Here is an 18893-nt window from a genome sequence, read left to right as displayed (position 1 = left end):
ACGCGCCATATCCGAACGCATCGTATCCACAATGTGATTCCATCGATACCGCCTGAAAGCAAAGAGCGGGCCGTGTTCCGGTACACACCGGACACGGCCCGCTCTGCTGGTCGACCGGTCGAAAGTCGTCCTACAGTCTGAAGGCTCAGGACTCGGTCTCGTCGGAGTCGGAGTCGGTGTCCACGAGACTCCTTTGAAGAACCGGTCCCTCGCCAGGTGCCAGGCTGCCAAGGATGCGTTCAAGGTCCTCCATCGAGGCGAACTCGACTGTGATCTTGCCCTTCTTCTGACCGAGGTCGACCTTCACCCTCGTCTCGAAGCGATCCGAGAGCCGGGTCGCCAGCTCGCTCAGCGCCGGGGAGACCCTGGCGCCGGCACGCGGGCCCTTGGAGCGTGGGGCGCTCTTCGGATGCGAACCCATGAGGGTGACGATCTCCTCGACCGCCCGCACCGACAGCCCTTCGGCGACGATCCGATGAGCCAGCCGGTCCTGCTCCTCCGAGTCCTCCACGGAGAGCAGTGCCCGAGCGTGCCCCGCGGAGAGAACACCCGCAGCCACACGGCGCTGCACCGCGGGCGAAAGCTTCAGCAGGCGCAGGGTGTTGGAGACCTGCGGACGGGAGCGACCGATCCGGTCGGCCAGCTGATCATGCGTGCAGTTGAAGTCCTTGAGCAGCTGGTCATAGGCAGCCGCCTCTTCCAGCGGGTTCAGCTGAGCACGGTGCAGGTTCTCCAGGAGCGCGTCCAGGAGCAGCTTCTCGTCGTCCGTGGCGCGCACGATCGCCGGGATCGCCTCCAGGCCGGCCTCACGGCAGGCCCGCCAACGGCGCTCACCCATGATGAGTTCGTACCGCGCGGGGCCCAGTTGCCGTACGACGACGGGCTGGAGGAGGCCGACCTCCTGGATGGAGGTGACGAGCTCCTGCAGAAGGTCCTCGTCGAACACCTCGCGCGGCTGGCGGGGGTTCGGTGTGATGGAGTCGATGGGCAGTTCGGCGAAGTGGGCACCAAGAGGCGCGGCCGGTGCCTCCTCGGCAGCGTCCACCGACGGGTCCTCTGTTTCACGTGAAACATGCGCCAGCGTTGCCACCTTCGCGGCCGCCACTCCCCGCTCGGCGGTGAGAGTGGGCCCTGCCGCCGGAGGCGTGGACCCTCCGCTCCCCGTCGGCGGTGCCGTCTTCTCCCCTGTCGGGGCCGCGGGGATCAGCGCGCCGAGACCACGACCCAGCCCCCTCCGTCGCTCGCTCACTGCATCCCCTCCACCGTGCTCGGGTTGTTCTGTGCGCCGATGTGAGCCTGCTTCGGGTCGTACCCGACGCCAACACCCTTCAGCGCGATTTCTCGTGCCGCCTCAAGATAGGAGAGGGCACCGCTCGATCCAGGATCGTAGGTCAGCACCGTCTGCCCATAGCTCGGCGCCTCGGAGATACGGACCGAGCGCGGAATGCTCGTCCTCAGCACCTCGTTGCCGAAGTGGTTGCGCACCTCGTCGGCGACCTGGGACGCGAGACGCGTCCGGCCGTCATACATGGTGAGCAGAATGGTCGACACATGCAGGGCGGGGTTGAGGTGCCCCCGCACCAGGTCGACGTTGCGCAGCAGCTGGCCGAGGCCCTCAAGCGCGTAGTACTCGCACTGAATCGGGATAAGGACCTCCGCGCCGGCCACCAGGGCGTTGACGGTCAGCAGGCCGAGCGAGGGCGGACAGTCGATGAGGATGTAGTCCAAGGGCTGCTCGTAGGCCTGGATCGCCCGCTGCAGTCGGCTCTCCCGCGCCACCAAAGACACCAGCTCGATCTCCGCACCGGCGAGATCGATCGTGGCGGGCGCACAGAAGAGTCCTTCAACGTCGGGCACCGGCTGGACGACTTCGGCCAGCGGCTTGCTCTCGACCAACACGTCGTAGATCGAAGGAACTTCGGCGTGATGATCGATTCCCAGGGCAGTGGACGCATTGCCCTGCGGGTCAAGGTCGATCACCAGGACACGTCCACCATGCAGAGCCAGTGAAGCAGCAAGGTTGACCGTCGTCGTGGTCTTCCCCACCCCACCCTTCTGGTTGGCGACGACCATGACGCGCGTCTGTTCAGGCCGTGGCAGGCCCTCACCGGCGCGGCCTAGAGCCTCCACCGCAAGTTGGGCAGCACGACCGATGGGAGTGTCGTCCATCGGAGGCGGTGTTTCACGTGAAACATCCTCCCCCATCGACTCGGTACGGGGACCGGGGACCGGATCGGTCATCGGTCCCGCGATGTTGGCGTCGGACCGCAAGGATTCACTCTCCTCGACTTCAGGCTCGCTATGAACAGAGCCTCCCATGTCTTCGGGGTCGTGAACCAGTGAGGCCTGGTGTTCTGTGGAGAAATCCACCTCTGTGGACAACTCCGATACCTCTCCGAGTGACCCGAGAGGCTTTCGGTCGCGGGGTCCGGCCGCGGCGCGGCCGCGGCTGATGATGCCATGCAGCAGTGAGCGACGTTTCACGTGAAACACGATGCACAGCGGCTGTCGCCGTATCCGCGCGACACTCCGAGTTGGGTAAGTTTGGCAGCTTGTGTGGAGTACCGCTGGTCGTCAGGACGGATGAGCCCACGGCTGGATCAACGGAAACAGAAACTGCCGACCGCCCTACCCCCGACGCCGACGAGCCCGCCCTGTCCGGGCCGCCTTCGCCCGCTTCGCGGCAAAGCGCACACCACCCGGGCTCTCCCCGACCTCAACCCGGACGACCGTGGACATCGGGTCCACCACGCCCTCACCACAATGCAGGATCGATGTCTCCACCGCACCGAGCTTGCTCAGCGCCGTGGCCGCGCTCTTCAGCTCCTCCTCTGCCGTGTCGCCCTTGAGCGCGAGCATCTCCCCGTACGGCCGCAGCAACGGAATACCCCAGGTGGCCAACCGGTCCAGCGGCGCCACTGCCCGCGCGGTCACGACATGGACCGGCTGCAGCTGCCCCATGACCTCCTCGGCACGCCCCCGGACGACCGTCACGTGATCGAGGCCCAGGAGCTCAACGACCTCAGTGAGGAAGTTCGTGCGCCGCAGGAGCGGCTCCAGCAGCGTGATCTTCAGGTCGTCCCGGACGAGAGCCAGCGGAATGCCCGGCAGCCCCGCTCCCGAGCCCACATCGCACACGGTCACGCCCTCGGGCACGACGTCCGAGAGCACCGCGCAGTTCAGCAGATGCCGCTCCCACAGGCGGGGCACCTCGCGCGGGCCGATGAGCCCCCTCTGCACTCCTGCTTCAGCGAGCAGCTCCGCGTACCGGACCGCATCGGCGAAGCGATCGCCGAACACGTCACGCGCCTGCTCGGGCGCAGGGGGGAGCTCCGCTGCCTCCGTCACGGGAACCGTCCTTCCGTAAGCGCATCAGCGCATCCAGCGCCGACCACCAGAAACCAGGCTGACAAAGTTCGGCCCCGCCTGCGCAACAGACGGGGCCGGAGGAATGTACGTACCGAATCAGGCGGGAAGCACGACGACGAAGCGCTGCGGCTCCTCGCCCTCGGACTCGCTGCTCAGTCCCGCGGCCTTGACCGCGTCGTGCACGACCTTGCGCTCGAAGGGCGTCATCGGCTTCATCTTCACCGGCTCACCGGAGCTCTTCGCCTCGGCCGCGGCCTTGGCACCCAGCTCGGAGAGCTCGGCACGCTTCTTGGCCCGGTAGCCGGCGATGTCCAGCATCAGACGGCTGCGGTCCCCGGTCTCCCGGTGCACGGCCAGGCGCGTGAGCTCCTGGAGCGCCTCCAGCACCTCGCCGTCCCGACCGACCAGCTTCTGCAGGTCGCGGCTGCCCGCGTCGCTGATGATCGAGACAGCGGCGCGGTCGGCCTCGACGTCCATGTCGATGTCACCGTCGAGGTCGGCGATGTCCAGCAGACCCTCGAGGTAGTCCGCCGCGATCTCGCCCTCCTGCTCCAGGCGGGTCAGGGTGTCGCCACCCTCGGTGGCGGCGGAGGTGGTGCCTTCCGTCACGGGATGGACTCCTTCTTGCTTACTTCTTGGACGGGGACTTGGGACGCTGCTGGCCCTTGCGCTGACTGGACTGGGCCTTGCTGCGAGTGCCGGAGCCGGGCTTGGAGGCCGCCTTCTTGGCGCCGGCGGCACCGGCGGGCTTGGCGTCCTTGGGCTCATCGGAGGGCTCGTCGGACGGCTCGTCCGACGGCCCGTCGGACTTGCTCAGCGATGTGGCGGAGGTCGTCGCCTCGGTATCGCCCGCCGGCTTGGCCCCACCGGACTGGCGCTGAGACTTGCTCTGCCGCTTGGGCTGCTGCCGCTTCGGAGCGCCGGTGGTGGTCGGCGTACCGTCCTCGGCGACAGCGACGGCCGAGCCATCGCTCTTTTCCACGGAGCCGTCGGCCTGGGCCGCGAGGCCGGCCTTGGTGAGACCGTTGATGAACTTGCGCTCGAACTCGTTGCGGTCGCGGCCCTTGACGACGATCGCCTTGACGATGGCGCGTTCCCGGCGGTTACGGGTCTTGCCGTGGTGCGCGACGTGCTTCTGCAGGCGCTCCAGGTAGGCGGCCTGGGCCTTGGAACCCGGGGTCGGGTTGTTGTGGATCACGTACATCTGCTGGCCCATGGTCCACACGTTCGTGGTCAGCCAGTAGACGAGGACACCGACCGGGAAGTTGATGCCGAACACGGCGAACATGACCGGGAAGACGTACATCAGCATCTTCTGCTGCTGCATGAACGGCGTCTTCACCGTGGTGTCGACGTTCTTCGTCATCAGCTGGCGCTGCGTGTAGAACTGCGACGCCGACATCAGGACGATCATGACCGCGGTGACGACACGGACGTCGGTGAGGGAGGCGCCGAGCGACTCCACCTTCGCCGAGCTGTCGGTGAACTTCGCGGCCAGCGGAGCACCGAAGATGTGCGCCTTCTGCGCGCTCTCCAGCAAGCTCTTGTTGATCACACCGATGGTGTCGCCCGTCGCGATGCCGTTGAGCACGTGATACAGGGCGAAGAAGAAGGGGGACTGCGCCAGGATGGGAAGGCACGAGGAGAGCGGGTTGGTACCCGTCTCCTTGTACAGCTTCATCATCTCTTCGGACTGACGCTGCTTGTCGTTCTTGTAGCGCTCCTGGATCTTCTTCATCTCGGGCTGGAGCGTCTGCATGGCCCGCGTCGACTTGATCTGCTTCACGAAGAGCGGGATCAGGCAGATACGGATCAGGATCACCAGGGACACGATGGACAAGCCCCAGGCCCACCCGGTGTCAGGGCCGAAGATGGCGCCGTACACCGTGTGGAACTGGACAATGACCCAGGAAACGGGTGTGGTGATGAAGCTGAAGAGACTGGCAATCGTGTCCACTAATCATGCTCCTTGGGCATGGGACGGGCTCTCGGCGGCCGGGCTCGAGGAGAGGTCGGGCACCCCTTGTCCCTCAGTGGCCGGTTCGGCGGCGGAGGTCCCGCCCTTGCGTGCGCGCCAGGCGTTGCGCAACATCTCGTGCCATCGCGGACGCTTGCGCGGCGGGACATGGTCCACACCGCCCAGTGACCACGGATTGCACCGGAGGATGCGCCAGGCGGTGAGTGCCGTGCCCTTGAGCGCACCATGCCGGTCGATGGCCTGGTAGCCGTAGTGGGAGCACGACGGGTAGTACTTGCAGACCGGCCCGAGCAACGGACTGATGGTCCACTGGTACAGCTTGATCAGCGCCAGCAACGGGTACTTCATCGCGCGCCCCCTCCCAGCAGCCGCTGAAGGGCGGCATCCAGGTCTCGGGCCAAGTGTGCGTGGTCGGCGTCGCCCGCACCGGGCAGCGCTCGTACGACTACCAGGCTACCGGGGGGCAGCAGAGCCACTCGCTCCCGCATCAGATGACGAAGTCGGCGCTTGACCTTGTTCCGTATGACCGCGCCTCCGACTGCCTTGCTCACGACGAAACCCGCACGCGTCGGGGGAGCGCTCTCCCCAGGCGCGTGCGGGTCCGTGGCACCGCTTCGAAGGTGGACGACGAGGAGCGGGCGCCCGGCCCGGCGTCCTCGTCGTACCGCGGTCGCGAAGTCCTCGCGCCGCCTCAGCCGATGCTCGGTAGGCAGCACGACGTCATGACCTGATCGGGATCAGGCGGACAGGCTGGCGCGACCCTTGCTGCGGCGGTTCGCGAGAATCGCGCGGCCGGCACGGGTACGCATCCGCAGGCGGAAGCCGTGGGTCTTGGCGCGACGACGGTTGTTCGGCTGGAAGGTGCGCTTGCTCACTCGGGGGCTCCAGAAAGAATCGGTGGTTGCGGGGTGCCGTCCTGGCTGTCACCGTGCGCCCACGAGTAGCTCGCGTTAACGCCCGAGTGCACCGCTTACCGATCACCCAAAGCGATCTGTGCCCATCGGAGGCAGGCGGCAGCAGCCATCGACAACTCGACCTGGTTACGGTACGCGGGGCCGCGCCATCCGGTCAAACCAGGGGTCACGGAGAGACACTATCCACAGCCTGGGGACAACAACTTGAACCGCACGGGTCGCCCTGACTACCGTGACTGGACTCCGATTCGTTCCCTTCTCCCTGACCCATCTCCCTGACCCAACGGCTTGGTGTCGGCCCGACCACCGGGAACCGACGTTCCCGCCCGATTCAAATCCCTACCTGTCCCAGAACCACACGTTCGTGGGACCCGTGAGAGAGCGTGCCCTGTGGCTGACCTGCCTGCCGATCTTGCCGCAGTGTGGCCACGAGTACTGGAGCAGCTTCTCGGTGAGGGCAGCGGGCAGGGCGTCGAGGTCAAGGACGAGCGCTGGATCAGGCGCTGCCAGCCCCTGGCACTGGTCGCGGACACCGCGCTGCTCGCGGTGCCGAACGAGTTCGCCAAGGGCGTACTGGAAGGCCGGCTCGCGCCGATCGTCAGCGAAACCCTGAGCCGGGAGTGCGGCCGCCCGATCCGCATCGCGATCACCGTCGACAGCTCGATCGGCGAATCCCCCGCGCCCGCCCCGCCCCCCTCACGCCCGGCTCCGTCCCGTTACGAGGAACCCGAGCTCCCCTCCGTACCGGCACAGAACCGCGACGGCTATGACGCTCAGCCCCCGGACACCTACGACAGCCGGACCCGGGACCGGTACGAGGGCTACGGCCGCCACCGCGCCGACGACCGCGCACCCGGCCGACCCGAACACCTGTCCGGCGGACCCGGCGACCAGCTGCCGCCCCCGCGCGCGGACCAGCTCCCCACCCCCCGCCCCGCCTACCCCGGGGACTACCAGCGCCCGGAGCCCGGCGCCTGGCCGCGCCCGCACCAGGACGACTACGGCTGGCAGCAGCAGCGGCTCGGCTTCCCGGAGCGCGACCCGTACGCATCGCCGTCGCAGGACTACCGCCAGCAGTCGATGGAGCGGCCGCCGTACGAGCAACAGCGACCCGAGTACGAGCAGCAGCGGTCCGAGTACGACAACTCCCGGGCCGACTACGAACAGGCCCGCTCGGACTTCGACCACGGCCGGGGCGACTACGACTCGGGCCGGGGCGACTACGACCAGCGACCCGACCGCCGTGAGCTGCCCGACCCCCCGCCGGGCTCCGGTCATGTGCACCGCGGCGGACCCGTCGGCTCGACTCTGCCCGCCCCCAGTGGCGCCCCCGGCCCACTGGCCGCGCAGCCCGCGCCCGCGACAGGTCCGGGCGAACCCACCGCACGACTGAACCCGAAGTACCTCTTCGACACCTTCGTCATCGGCGCCTCGAACCGTTTCGCGCACGCCGCCGCGGTCGCGGTCGCGGAGGCGCCGGCCAAGGCGTACAACCCCCTCTTCATCTACGGCGAGTCGGGGCTCGGCAAGACGCACCTGCTGCACGCGATCGGGCACTACGCGCGGAGCCTCTACCCGGGCACGCGCGTGCGGTACGTGAGCTCGGAGGAGTTCACCAACGAGTTCATCAACTCCATCCGCGACGGCAAGGGCGACAGCTTCCGCAAGCGCTACCGCGAGATGGACATCCTGCTCGTCGACGACATCCAGTTCCTGGCGGACAAGGAGTCGACACAGGAGGAGTTCTTCCACACCTTCAACACGCTCCACAACGCCAACAAGCAGATCGTGCTCTCCAGCGACCGGCCGCCCAAGCAGCTGGTGACCCTGGAGGACCGGCTGCGGAACCGTTTCGAGTGGGGTCTGATCACCGACGTCCAGCCGCCCGAGCTGGAGACGCGTATCGCGATCCTGCGCAAGAAGGCGGTGCAGGAGCAGCTCAACGCCCCGCCGGAGGTACTGGAGTTCATCGCCTCCCGCATCTCGCGCAACATCCGCGAGTTGGAGGGCGCACTGATCCGGGTGACGGCGTTCGCCTCGCTCAACCGGCAGCCGGTGGACCTCGGCCTGACCGAGATCGTCCTCAAGGACCTGATCCCGGGCGGCGAGAACGCGGCCCCCGAGATCACCGCGACCGCCATCATGGCCGCGACCGCCGACTACTTCGGTCTGACCGTCGAGGACCTGTGCGGCACCTCGCGCGGCCGCGCCCTGGTCACCGCACGGCAGATCGCCATGTACCTGTGCCGTGAGCTCACCGACCTGTCCCTGCCCAAGATCGGCGCACAGTTCGGCAACCGCGACCACACGACCGTCATGCACGCCGACCGCAAGATCCGCGCGCTGATGGCCGAACGCCGGTCCATCTACAACCAGGTCACCGAGCTGACCAACCGCATCAAGAACGGCTGACGGCCACAGGCGTAAAGCCACAGGCATACGCCCACACACACAGACGACCACAGCCGGACGCCCCTGAAGGCGCCCCGGGACGAGAGTTCCGAGGGCGCCTTCGCCGTTCCCGACAGGCGCCGTTCCCGACAGGCGCCGTCCCCGAGAAGCGCCGTCCCCGAGAAGCGCCGCTCAGCACTGCCCAGGGCACCCGCAGCCGTCCTCGGGAAGGTCCACCGCCCGTTCCCGAGGACGCCGCCCGCCGTTCCCCGGCGCACGCCGAGGGGTGTCGGCCGTCGTGCTCCGTCCCCGCACCCGACACCCACTGTTCGAATAAGCGTGGGGTTACGGCCGCCCTCCACAGATTCGGTGACTTTCTCCCGTCCACACCCTGGGGACTGGGAAGTTATACAGATCATGTCCACAGGCAGCTCTGCCGGAGAAGCATCAGGCAAGGTCAGCCGCCTGTGGATTCGTGGACAGACGATCTCCACAGACTGTGGACGACGAGAAGATCCACAGGCTGTGTACGGAGTTGTCCACCGACAACCCACAGGCTGTGGTCAGTTGTCCCCAGCAAGTCCCGCCTTCTCCACATGGCTGTCCACTGTTCGGCAACGCAACGCGCCCTCTCACCGCGTCGAGTGAAAGGCGTCACACAAAGGTGCCGGGTTGGGCTGTGGGAAAGGTGGGTAAACCTGGGGACGCCGCTGGGGAGAAGTGGCCCCGGGCTGTGCACGGCGTGTGCAGAACTTTCTGTTCTCCACAGAGACACCTGGTTGTCCACTGCCCTCACCCACAGGCCCAGTGGATAAAATATCGCCTCTGAGCTGCGAAAACAGGGTTATCCACGGTTTCCACAGGCCCTACTACTACTCCCAACTAGAGAGAGCTGGGAATCCGTTTCGAAGGGGGCCCTGTGCACAACTCGCTGTCCGGCTCCCAGCTGCCCCTCGTCACGACTTGACCCCGAGAGGCACCTACTGTCAGTGGGGTGCGTCAGACTGTTCCCCGGTGTCCTCCCCATCACAGGGGCTGAGCACACCGAGTCAGACGACGAGCCAGGCAGGCCGAGAAGCGCCGGCAACAGCAGGAGGCGGCAACAGTGAAGATCCGGGTGGAACGCGACGTACTCGCGGAGGCCGTGGCCTGGGCGGCGCGCAGCCTCCCGGCCCGTCCGCCGGCGCCTGTCCTTGCCGGCCTCCTTCTGAAGGCCGAGGAAGGTCAGCTGAGCCTGTCCGGCTTCGACTACGAGGTCTCCGCGCGCGTGTCGGTGGAGGCCGAGGTCGAGGAGGGGGGCACGGTCCTCGTCTCCGGCCGCCTCCTCGCGGACATCTGCCGCGCCCTCCCCAACCGCCCGGTGGAGATTTCCACAGACGGTGTACGGGCGACCGTGGTCTGCGGCTCCTCGCGGTTCACCCTCCACACGCTGCCTGTGGAGGAGTACCCGGCGCTGCCGCAGATGCCGACTGCGACGGGCACGGTTCCCGGCGAGGTCTTCGCCTCCGCCGCCGCCCAGGTCGCCATCGCCGCCGGACGTGACGACACGCTGCCGGTGCTCACCGGCGTGCGCATCGAGATCGAGGGCGACACCGTCACGCTGGCGTCCACCGACCGCTACCGCTTCGCGGTCCGCGAGTTCCTGTGGAAGCCGGAGAACCCGGAGGCCTCCGCGGTCGCCCTGGTTCCCGCCAAGACTCTCCTGGACACCGCCAAGGCCCTCACCAGCGGCGACAGCGTGACCATCGCACTGTCCGGCTCGGGTGCGGGCGAGGGCCTGATCGGCTTCGAGGGCGCGGGGCGCCGTACGACCACGCGCCTGCTGGAGGGGGACCTCCCGAAGTACCGTTCGCTGTTCCCGACGGAGTTCAACAGCGTGGCCGTCATCGAGACCGCCCCCTTCGTGGAGGCCGTCAAGCGTGTGGCCCTGGTCGCCGAGCGGAACACCCCGGTGCGGCTCAGCTTCGAGCAGGGCGTGCTCATCCTGGAGGCCGGCTCCAGTGACGACGCACAGGCTGTGGAAAGGGTTGACGCTCAGCTGGAGGGCGACGACGTGTCGATCGCCTTCAACCCGACGTTCCTGCTGGACGGCCTGAGCGCGATCGACTCGCCGGTGGCCCAGCTGTCCTTCACCACGTCCACGAAGCCGGCGCTGCTCAGCGGAAAGCCCGCGGTCGACGCCGAGGCCGACGAGGCCTACAAGTACCTGATCATGCCGGTGCGGCTCAGCGGCTGATCCGTCGCCGGTTGTCGGTCGTCGGTCGTCCACAGCCCGGGACGGGCCCGGTGGACCACCGGGGCCGGCGCGCGACCACCGGGGCGTCCGGGCGACCAGCCGACGAAGCCGCAGGTCGGGGCATACGTTTGAGCGCGTATGCCCACGGATGTGCGTGAGCGTCCGGGTTTAGGCTCGGACACGGGTACGAAGGTGCCCTCATGCCACGTCGCAACCTAAGGAACAACTGATGGAGCTCGGTCTCGTCGGCCTCGGCAAGATGGGCGGCAACATGCGCGAGCGCATACGCCGCGCAGGCCACACCGTGATCGGATACGACCGCAACCCGGACCTCGCCGATGTCCACAGTCTCGAAGAGCTGGTGGGCAAACTGCGGGGCCCGCGCGTGGTGTGGGTCATGGTCCCGGCCGGCGCCCCGACGCAAGTGACCATCGACGAGCTCGCCGAGCTCCTCGAGCCCGGTGACGTCGTCGTGGACGGCGGCAACTCGCGCTGGACGGACGACGAGAGGCACGCGGAGGAGCTGGCCGCCAAGGGCATCGGCTTCGTCGACTGCGGGGTCTCCGGCGGCGTCTGGGGCCTCAAGAACGGCTACGCGCTGATGTACGGCGGCGACGCCGAGAACGTCGCCAAGGTGCAGCCGGTCTTCGACGCGCTCAAGCCGGAGGGCGACTCGGGCGCGGTGCACGCGGGCAAGGTGGGCGCCGGGCACTTCGCGAAGATGGTCCACAACGGCATCGAGTACGCGATGATGCAGGCCTACGCCGAGGGCTGGGAACTGCTGGAGAAGGCCGACTCCGTGACGGACGTCCGCGAGGTCTTCCGCTCCTGGCAGGAGGGCACGGTGATCCGTTCCTGGCTGCTGGACCTGGCGGTCAACGCCCTCGACGAGGACGAGCACCTGGAGGAGCTGCGCGGCTACGCACAGGACTCCGGCGAGGGCCGGTGGACCGTGGAGGCCGCCATCGACCACGCCGTCCCGCTGCCGGCGATCACCGCGTCCCTGTTCGCGCGGTTCGCCTCCCGGCAGGACGACTCGCCACAGATGAAGATGATCGCGGCGCTGCGGAACCAGTTCGGCGGCCACGCGGTCGAGAAGAAGTAATCCACAGGGCCGCGTCGCCGGTCCACAACCCGGGGGAGGTCGGCACCCGACCATGCACGTCACGCACCTGTCGCTGGCCGACTTCCGCTCGTACGCCCGGGTCGAGGTCCCGCTCGACCCGGGCGTCACCGCGTTCGTGGGCCCCAACGGGCAGGGCAAGACGAACCTGGTCGAGGCGATCGGCTACCTCGCGACGCTCGGCAGCCACCGGGTGGCGTCGGACACGCCCCTGGTCCGTATGGGAGCCGAGCGCGCGGTCATCCGCGCCCAGGTCCGGCAGGGCGAGCGCCAGCAGCTGGTGGAGCTGGAGCTGAACCCGGGCAGGGCCAACCGCGCCCGCGTCAACAGGTCCTCGCAGGTCAGACCGCGTGATGTGCTCGGCATCGTACGGACCGTGCTGTTCGCGCCCGAGGACCTCGCCCTGGTCAAGGGCGATCCGGGCGAACGGCGCCGCCTCCTCGACGAGATGGTCACCGCCCGCTCGCCGCGCATGGCGGGCGTCCGCTCCGACTACGAGCGGGTCCTCAAGCAGCGCAACACCCTGCTGAAGTCGGCCGCGCTGGCACGCCGCCACGGCGGCCGCTCCATGGACCTGTCCACGCTCGACGTGTGGGACCAGCACCTGGCGCGCGCGGGCGCGGAACTGCTCGCACAGCGCCTCGACCTGGTCGCCGCGATCCAGCCGCTGACCGACAAGGCGTACGAGCAGCTCGCGCCCGGCGGCGGTCCCGTCGCCCTGGAGTACAAGCCGTCCGCGCCCGGCATCGTCGGCCAGGCGCGCGAGGAGCTCTACGAGCAGCTGATGGCGGCCCTCACCGAGGCCCGCAAGCAGGAGATCGAGCGGGGCGTCACCCTGGTGGGGCCCCACCGGGACGATCTGGTCCTCAAACTCGGTCAGTTGCCCGCGAAGGGGTACGCGTCGCACGGTGAGTCCTGGTCGTTCGCCCTGTCGCTGCGGCTCGCCTCGTACGACCTGCTGCGGGCGGAGGGGAACGAGCCGGTGCTCGTCCTCGACGACGTCTTCGCGGAGCTGGACGCCCGCAGGAGGGAGCGCCTGGCGGAGATCGTCGCTCCCGGGGAGCAGGTCCTGGTGACCGCCGCGGTCGACGACGACGTACCGGGCGTACTGACAGGGACGCGGTACGCCGTGTCGGACGGCACTGTGGAGCGCGCATGAGCACCGACGGAACCCCACCGGGCGCCCCTGAGCCCGCGCCGCGCAGGACTCCCGAGCCGTCCGGCGTGGACCTCGCGCGCGTGGCGCTGCGCGCCGCGAAGGAGGCGGCACGCGCGCGTGGGGACGCCGCTCAGCAGAAGAGGCAGGCCCGGCGCGGAGGCGGGCTGCGCTCCGGCGCGCGGGCGGACGGCCGCGACCCGATGGCGCTCGGTTCCGCCATCAACCGTCTGATCACCGAGCGCGGCTGGGAGACGCCGGCCGCCGTCGGCGGTGTCATGGGCCGCTGGCCCGAGATCGTGGGCGAGGACGTGGCCAAGCACTGCGTCCCGGAGAAGTACGACGAGGACGAGCGGGTCCTGACCGTGCGCTGCGACTCCACGGCCTGGGCGACCAACCTGCGCCTGCTGGCCCCGCAGATCGTCGCGCGCCTCAACGAGGACCTGGGCCACGGCAGGGTGAGGCTGCTCAAGGTGCAGGGCCCCGGGGGGCCCGCCCACCGTTTCGGCCCGCTGCGCGCGCCTGGGAGCACGGGTCCCGGGGACACCTACGGCTGAGCTCCGCTGGGGTGCATGACGTGGCTCAGCCGTAGGTGTCGGCCGCTTTCGTGACCGGATTCACACGGACGAATCCGTCACGGGAGGGTTGGGGGCGTTTTGATGGGTATTCGGCCCTCTGTTCGTGTCGAAGTTCGTGGTCGCACGCGGGTGCGAAGCCCGCCCCCGTAAGGGAGTAGCGATGGGTTGACGCCCGGAAGCGCTGAGTGCCTCCGTGAGCCTCTTGGAGCCCCGTTCCGCATATGGGGAGTCGGGCGAGACCGGTTCAGGGCGGCACATGCGGACTCAGGTACCGGCAAACCCCCATCACTGTCGGCGCTACCGGTAGACTGGAAGCTAATCCCGCCCCACTTGTGGGGACCGCTTCGGAAACACTGTGCAACGCTGACAAAGGCTTCCACCGCAACATGCCGCAGCCGCTCCGGCAAACCCGCCGGGAGCCTGGCTTGTGCTGTGCCAGAAAGGGCGCTTCGTGGCCGATTCCGGCAACCCCAACGAGAACATCCCGTCCATCGACGCCGGCGAGAACGGCGAGGCCAACTCCTCGTACGACGCCAGCGCCATCACCGTCCTCGAAGGGCTGGACGCGGTCCGCAAGCGGCCCGGCATGTACATCGGCTCGACCGGTGAGCGCGGACTGCACCACCTCGTGTACGAGGTCGTCGACAACTCCGTCGACGAGGCGCTGGCCGGTCACGCGGACACGATCGACGTCACGATCCTCGCCGACGGCGGCGTACGCGTCGTCGACAACGGTCGCGGCATCCCGGTGGGCATCGTGCCGTCCGAGGGCAAGCCCGCCCTCGAGGTCGTGCTGACGGTCCTGCACGCGGGCGGCAAGTTCGGCGGCGGCGGCTACGCGGTCTCCGGCGGTCTGCACGGCGTCGGTGTGTCCGTGGTGAACGCCCTGTCGACGAAGGTCGCCGTCGAGGTCAAGACCGACGGCTCCCGCTGGACGCAGGACTACAAGCTGGGCGTACCGACCGCCCCGCTCGCCCAGCACGAGGCCACGGAGGAGCACGGCACCTCGGTCACCTTCTGGGCCGACCCGGACATCTTCGAGACCACCGACTACTCCTTCGAGACGCTCTCGCGGCGCTTCCAGGAGATGGCGTTCCTCAACAAGGGTTTGACGATCAAACTCACTGACGAGCGCGCGTCGGCCAAGGCCGTCACCGGTGCGGACGAGGCGGGTGCCGACGAGAAGGACGAGGCCAAGGCCGTCACGTACCACTACGAGGGCGGCATCGTTGACTTCGTCAAGTACCTCAACTCCCGTAAGGGAGACGTGGTGCACCCCTCCGTCATCTCGATCGACGCCGAGGACAAGGAGCGACTCCTGTCCATCGAGGTCGCGATGCAGTGGAACAACGGCTACACCGAGGGCGTGTACTCCTTCGCCAACACCATCCACACGCACGAGGGCGGTACGCACGAGGAGGGCTTCCGGGCCGCGCTGACGGGTCTGATCAACCGCTACGCGCGTGACAAGAAGCTGCTGCGCGAGAAGGACGACAACCTCACGGGCGACGACATCCGCGAGGGTCTCACCGCGATCATCTCGGTCAAGCTCGGCGAGCCCCAGTTCGAGGGCCAGACCAAGACCAAGCTGGGCAACACGGAGGCGAAGACCTTCGTCCAGAAGATCGTGCACGAGCACCTGACGGACTGGCTGGACCGCAACCCCAACGAGGCCACGGACATCATCCGCAAGGGCATCCAGGCGGCCACCGCGCGCGTGGCGGCCCGCAAGGCGCGCGACCTGACGCGCCGCAAGGGTCTGCTGGAGACGGCCTCCCTCCCGGGCAAGCTGAGCGACTGCCAGTCGAACGACCCCACCAAGTGCGAGATCTTCATCGTCGAGGGTGACTCCGCCGGCGGCTCGGCCAAGTCCGGCCGCAACCCGGAGTACCAGGCGATCCTCCCGATCCGCGGCAAGATCCTCAACGTGGAGAAGGCGCGGATCGACAAGATCCTGCAGAACCAGGAGATCCAGGCGCTGATCTCCGCCTTCGGTACCGGGGTCCACGAGGACTTCGACATCGAGAAGCTGCGCTACCACAAGATCATCCTGATGGCGGACGCCGACGTCGACGGCCAGCACATCAACACCCTGCTGCTGACCTTCCTGTTCCGCTTCATGCGGCCGCTGGTCGAGGCCGGGCACGTGTTCCTCTCGCGTCCCCCGCTTTACAAGATCAAGTGGGGTCGCGACGACTTCGAGTACGCCTACTCGGACCGCGAGCGCGACGCCCTGATCGAGCTGGGCCGCCAGAACGGCAAGCGCATCAAGGACGACTCGGTCCAGCGCTTCAAGGGCCTCGGCGAGATGAACGCCGAGGAACTGCGCATCACGACCATGGACCAGGACCACCGCGTCCTCGGCCAGGTCACGCTCGACGACGCCGCCCAGGCCGACGAGCTGTTCTCGGTGCTGATGGGCGAGGACGTCGAGGCCCGGCGCCAGTTCATCCAGCGCAACGCCAAGGACGTCCGCTTCCTCGACATCTGAGTCGGTCTCAGCTGACCGCACCAGGAAGGATCTTCACCAGCAATGGCCGACGAGAACCCCCCAGTCACGCCCGAGCCCGTCGACGGCGAGACCACGCTGCGCATCGAACCCGTCGGGCTCGAGACGGAGATGCAGCGCTCGTACCTCGACTACGCGATGTCCGTCATCGTCTCCCGCGCGCTGCCGGACGTACGGGACGGTCTCAAGCCCGTCCACCGCCGCGTCCTGTACGCCATGTACGACGGCGGCTACCGCCCCGAGCGCGGCTTCTACAAGTGCGCCCGCGTCGTCGGCGACGTCATGGGTAACTACCACCCCCACGGCGACTCCTCGATCTACGACGCCCTGGTCCGCCTCGCCCAGCCGTGGTCGATGCGCATGCCGCTGGTGGACTCGAACGGCAACTTCGGCTCTCCGGGCAACGACCCGGCGGCGGCCATGCGCTACACCGAGTGCAAGATGGCGCCGCTGTCGATGGAGATGGTCCGTGACATCGACGAGGAGACCGTCGACTTCACGGACAACTACGACGGCCGCTCCCAGGAGCCGACCGTCCTGCCGGCCCGCTTCCCGAACCTGCTGATCAACGGCTCGGCCGGTATCGCGGTCGGCATGGCCACCAACATCCCGCCGCACAACCTCCGCGAGGTCGCGGCCGGCGCCCAGTGGTACCTGGAGAACCCGGAGGCCTCCCACGAGGAGCTCCTGGACGCCCTGATCGAGCGCATCAAGGGCCCCGACTTCCCGACCGGCGCCCTCGTGGTCGGCCGCAAGGGCATCGAGGAGGCGTACCGCACGGGCCGCGGCTCCATCACCATGCGGGCGGTCGTCGCGGTCGAGGAGATCCAGAACCGCCAGTGCCTGGTGGTCACGGAGCTGCCGTACCAGACCAACCCCGACAACCTCGCGCAGAAGATCGCCGACCTGGTGAAGGACGGCAAGATCGGCGGCATCGCGGACGTCCGGGACGAGACCAGCTCCCGTACCGGCCAGCGTCTTGTCATCGTGCTGAAGCGGGACGCGGTCGCCAAGGTCGTGCTCAACAACCTGTACAAGCACACCGACCTGCAGTCCAACTTCGGCGCCAACATGCTGGCGCTGGTCGACGGAGTGCCGCGCACGCTGTCGCTCGACGCGTTCATCCGCCACTGGGTGACGCACCAGATCGAGGTCATCGTCCGCCGGACGCGCTTCCGTCTGCGCAAGGCCGAGGAGCGGGCGCACATCCTGCGCGGTCTGCTGAAGGCCCTGGACGCCATCGACGAGGTCATCGCGCTGATCCGGGCCAGTGACACGGTCGAGATCGCGCGTACGGGCCTGATGGACCTCCTGGAGATCGACGAGATCCAGGCCAACGCCATCCTCGAGATGCAGCTGCGCCGCCTGGCCGCCCTGGAGCGTCAGAAGATCGTCCAGGAGCACGACGAACTCCAGGCGAAGATCCGCGAGTACAACGCGATCCTCGCCTCGCCGGTCCGTCAGCGCGGCATCGTCAGTGAGGAACTGGCCGCGATCGTCGAGAAGTACGGCGACGACCGCAAGACCAAGCTCGTCCCGTACGACGGCGACATGTCCATCGAGGACCTGATCGCCGAGGAGGACATCGTCGTCACGGTCTCGCGCGGCGGCTACGTCAAACGCACCAAGACCGACGACTACCGGGCCCAGAAGCGCGGCGGCAAGGGCGTGCGCGGCACGAAGCTCAAGGAAGACGACATCGTCGACCACTTCTTCGTGTCCACGACGCACCACTGGCTGCTGTTCTTCACCAACAAGGGCCGCGTGTACCGGGCGAAGGCGTACGAGCTGCCGGACGCCGGCCGGGACGCGCGCGGCCAGCACGTCGCGAACCTCCTCGCCTTCCAGCCGGACGAGGCGATCGCCGAGATCCTCGCCATCCGCGACTACGAGGCGACGCCGTACCTGGTGCTCGCCACGAAGGGCGGCCTGGTCAAGAAGACGCCTCTGAAGGATTACGATTCTCCCCGCTCGGGCGGTGTGATCGCGATCAACCTCCGTGAAAAGGACGACGGTTCCGACGACGAACTGATCGGAGCCGAGCTCGTTTCGGCCGAGGACGACATCCTTCTGATCAGCAAGAAGGCGCAGTCCATCCGGTTCACCGCCACCGACGAGGCGCTGCGGCCCATGGGCCGTGCCACCTCGGGCGTCAAGGGCATGAGCTTCCGTGAGGGAGACGAGCTGCTCTCGATGAATGTTGTTCGAACCGGTACGTTCGTGTTCACTGCCACCGACGGCGGGTACGCGAAGCGGACCGCCGTCGACGAGTACCGCGTCCAGGGTCGCGGCGGCCTCGGCATCAAGGCCGCCAAGATCGTGGAGGACCGCGGTTCTCTCGTCGGCGCGCTGGTGGTCGAGGAGACCGACGAGATCCTCGCCATCACGCTCGGCGGCGGCGTGATTCGTACGCGAGTCAACGAGGTCAGGGAGACGGGCCGTGACACCATGGGCGTTCAACTGATCAACCTGGGCAAGCGCGATGCCGTCGTCGGTATCGCACGTAACGCCGAGGCGGGACGCGAGGCCGAGGAGGTCGACGGCGACGTAGCCGTGGACGAGCCGGAGGCCGAAGACGTCACGACCACCGGCACGGACGAGGGCGAGCCGTCCTCGGCTGAGTAGCGCGAGGAGAGAGT

At 68.0% G+C, this 18893-nt stretch carries 15 protein-coding genes; 7 read left to right on the top strand and 8 right to left on the bottom strand.

Annotation, left to right across the window (positions count from 1 at the left end; genetic code table 11):
* Positions 1-145: 145 nt before the first annotated feature.
* The 8 genes from AB0959_RS10860 to rpmH form a co-directional block, all read right to left on the bottom strand.
* Positions 146-1249 carry a ParB/RepB/Spo0J family partition protein gene (locus AB0959_RS10860; RefSeq protein WP_366826016.1) on the bottom strand — a complete coding sequence of 368 codons (1104 nt, stop codon included), beginning with the start codon at positions 1247-1249 and terminating at the stop codon, positions 146-148.
* Positions 1246-2319 (bottom strand): ParA family protein, encoded by a 1074-nt coding sequence (locus AB0959_RS10855; protein ID WP_366826208.1) that lies wholly within the window; start codon positions 2317-2319, stop codon positions 1246-1248. Before AB0959_RS10855 ends, AB0959_RS10860 begins: the two co-directional genes overlap by 4 nt.
* A 309-nt stretch (positions 2320-2628) precedes the next feature.
* On the bottom strand, positions 2629-3348 hold the full coding sequence (gene rsmG, locus AB0959_RS10850) for a 16S rRNA (guanine(527)-N(7))-methyltransferase RsmG (RefSeq protein WP_366826015.1): 720 nt from the start codon (positions 3346-3348) through the stop codon (positions 2629-2631).
* Positions 3349-3465: 117 nt separating this feature from the next.
* Positions 3466-3978 carry a R3H domain-containing nucleic acid-binding protein gene (locus tag AB0959_RS10845; RefSeq protein ID WP_366826014.1) on the bottom strand — a complete coding sequence of 171 codons (513 nt, stop codon included), beginning with the start codon at positions 3976-3978 and terminating at the stop codon, positions 3466-3468.
* Positions 3979-3997: 19 nt separating this feature from the next.
* Entirely contained in the window at positions 3998-5326 is a 1329-nt protein-coding gene (yidC, locus tag AB0959_RS10840) for a membrane protein insertase YidC (protein ID WP_366826013.1), read from the bottom strand.
* Between the two features lie 3 nt (positions 5327-5329).
* A complete protein-coding gene (yidD, locus tag AB0959_RS10835) occupies positions 5330-5695 on the bottom strand; it encodes a membrane protein insertion efficiency factor YidD (protein WP_366826012.1) in 366 nt (121 codons plus the stop codon).
* Complete coding sequence (rnpA, locus tag AB0959_RS10830; RefSeq protein WP_366826011.1) at positions 5692-6063, bottom strand: ribonuclease P protein component; 372 nt, start codon at positions 6061-6063, stop codon at positions 5692-5694. Before rnpA ends, yidD begins: the two co-directional genes overlap by 4 nt.
* A gap of 21 nt (positions 6064-6084) precedes the next feature.
* Positions 6085-6222 (bottom strand): 50S ribosomal protein L34, encoded by a 138-nt coding sequence (gene rpmH / locus AB0959_RS10825; RefSeq protein WP_005482975.1) that lies wholly within the window; start codon positions 6220-6222, stop codon positions 6085-6087.
* 429 nt (positions 6223-6651) lie between these two features.
* Between rpmH and dnaA the strand changes: the two genes are divergently transcribed.
* The 7 genes from dnaA (at position 6652) to gyrA (ending at position 18879) form a co-directional block, all read left to right on the top strand.
* Complete coding sequence (gene dnaA, locus AB0959_RS10820) at positions 6652-8673, top strand: chromosomal replication initiator protein DnaA (RefSeq protein WP_366826010.1); 2022 nt, start codon at positions 6652-6654, stop codon at positions 8671-8673.
* A 1084-nt stretch (positions 8674-9757) separates the two neighbouring features.
* The gene (dnaN, locus tag AB0959_RS10815; protein ID WP_366826009.1) at positions 9758-10888 is read left to right on the top strand and encodes a DNA polymerase III subunit beta; all 1131 of its coding nucleotides are present in this window, start codon (positions 9758-9760) and stop codon (positions 10886-10888) included.
* Between the two features lie 229 nt (positions 10889-11117).
* A complete protein-coding gene (gene gnd, locus AB0959_RS10810) occupies positions 11118-11993 on the top strand; it encodes a phosphogluconate dehydrogenase (NAD(+)-dependent, decarboxylating) (RefSeq protein WP_366826008.1) in 876 nt (291 codons plus the stop codon).
* Positions 11994-12045: 52 nt separating this feature from the next.
* Positions 12046-13170, top strand: coding sequence for a DNA replication/repair protein RecF (recF, locus tag AB0959_RS10805; RefSeq protein ID WP_366826007.1), 1125 nt, complete (start codon positions 12046-12048; stop codon positions 13168-13170).
* The gene (locus AB0959_RS10800) at positions 13167-13724 is read left to right on the top strand and encodes a DciA family protein (RefSeq protein ID WP_366826006.1); all 558 of its coding nucleotides are present in this window, start codon (positions 13167-13169) and stop codon (positions 13722-13724) included. Before recF ends, AB0959_RS10800 begins: the two co-directional genes overlap by 4 nt.
* 448 nt (positions 13725-14172) lie before the next feature.
* Positions 14173-16236, top strand: a complete 2064-nt coding sequence (gene gyrB, locus AB0959_RS10795; protein WP_366826005.1) for a DNA topoisomerase (ATP-hydrolyzing) subunit B — start codon at positions 14173-14175, stop codon at positions 16234-16236.
* 42 nt (positions 16237-16278) lie between these two features.
* Positions 16279-18879: a DNA gyrase subunit A gene (gene gyrA / locus AB0959_RS10790; RefSeq protein ID WP_366826004.1), complete on the top strand. Its 2601-nt coding sequence runs from the start codon at positions 16279-16281 to the stop codon at positions 18877-18879.
* Positions 18880-18893 lie beyond the last annotated feature (14 nt).

Origin of the sequence: Streptomyces sp. NPDC046862 (assembly GCF_040704615.1) — a bacterium.
Taxonomy (GTDB): domain Bacteria; phylum Actinomycetota; class Actinomycetes; order Streptomycetales; family Streptomycetaceae; genus Streptomyces.
Note: the sequence above shows the minus strand (reverse complement) of the source record. Positions and strands in the feature narration are given on the sequence as shown.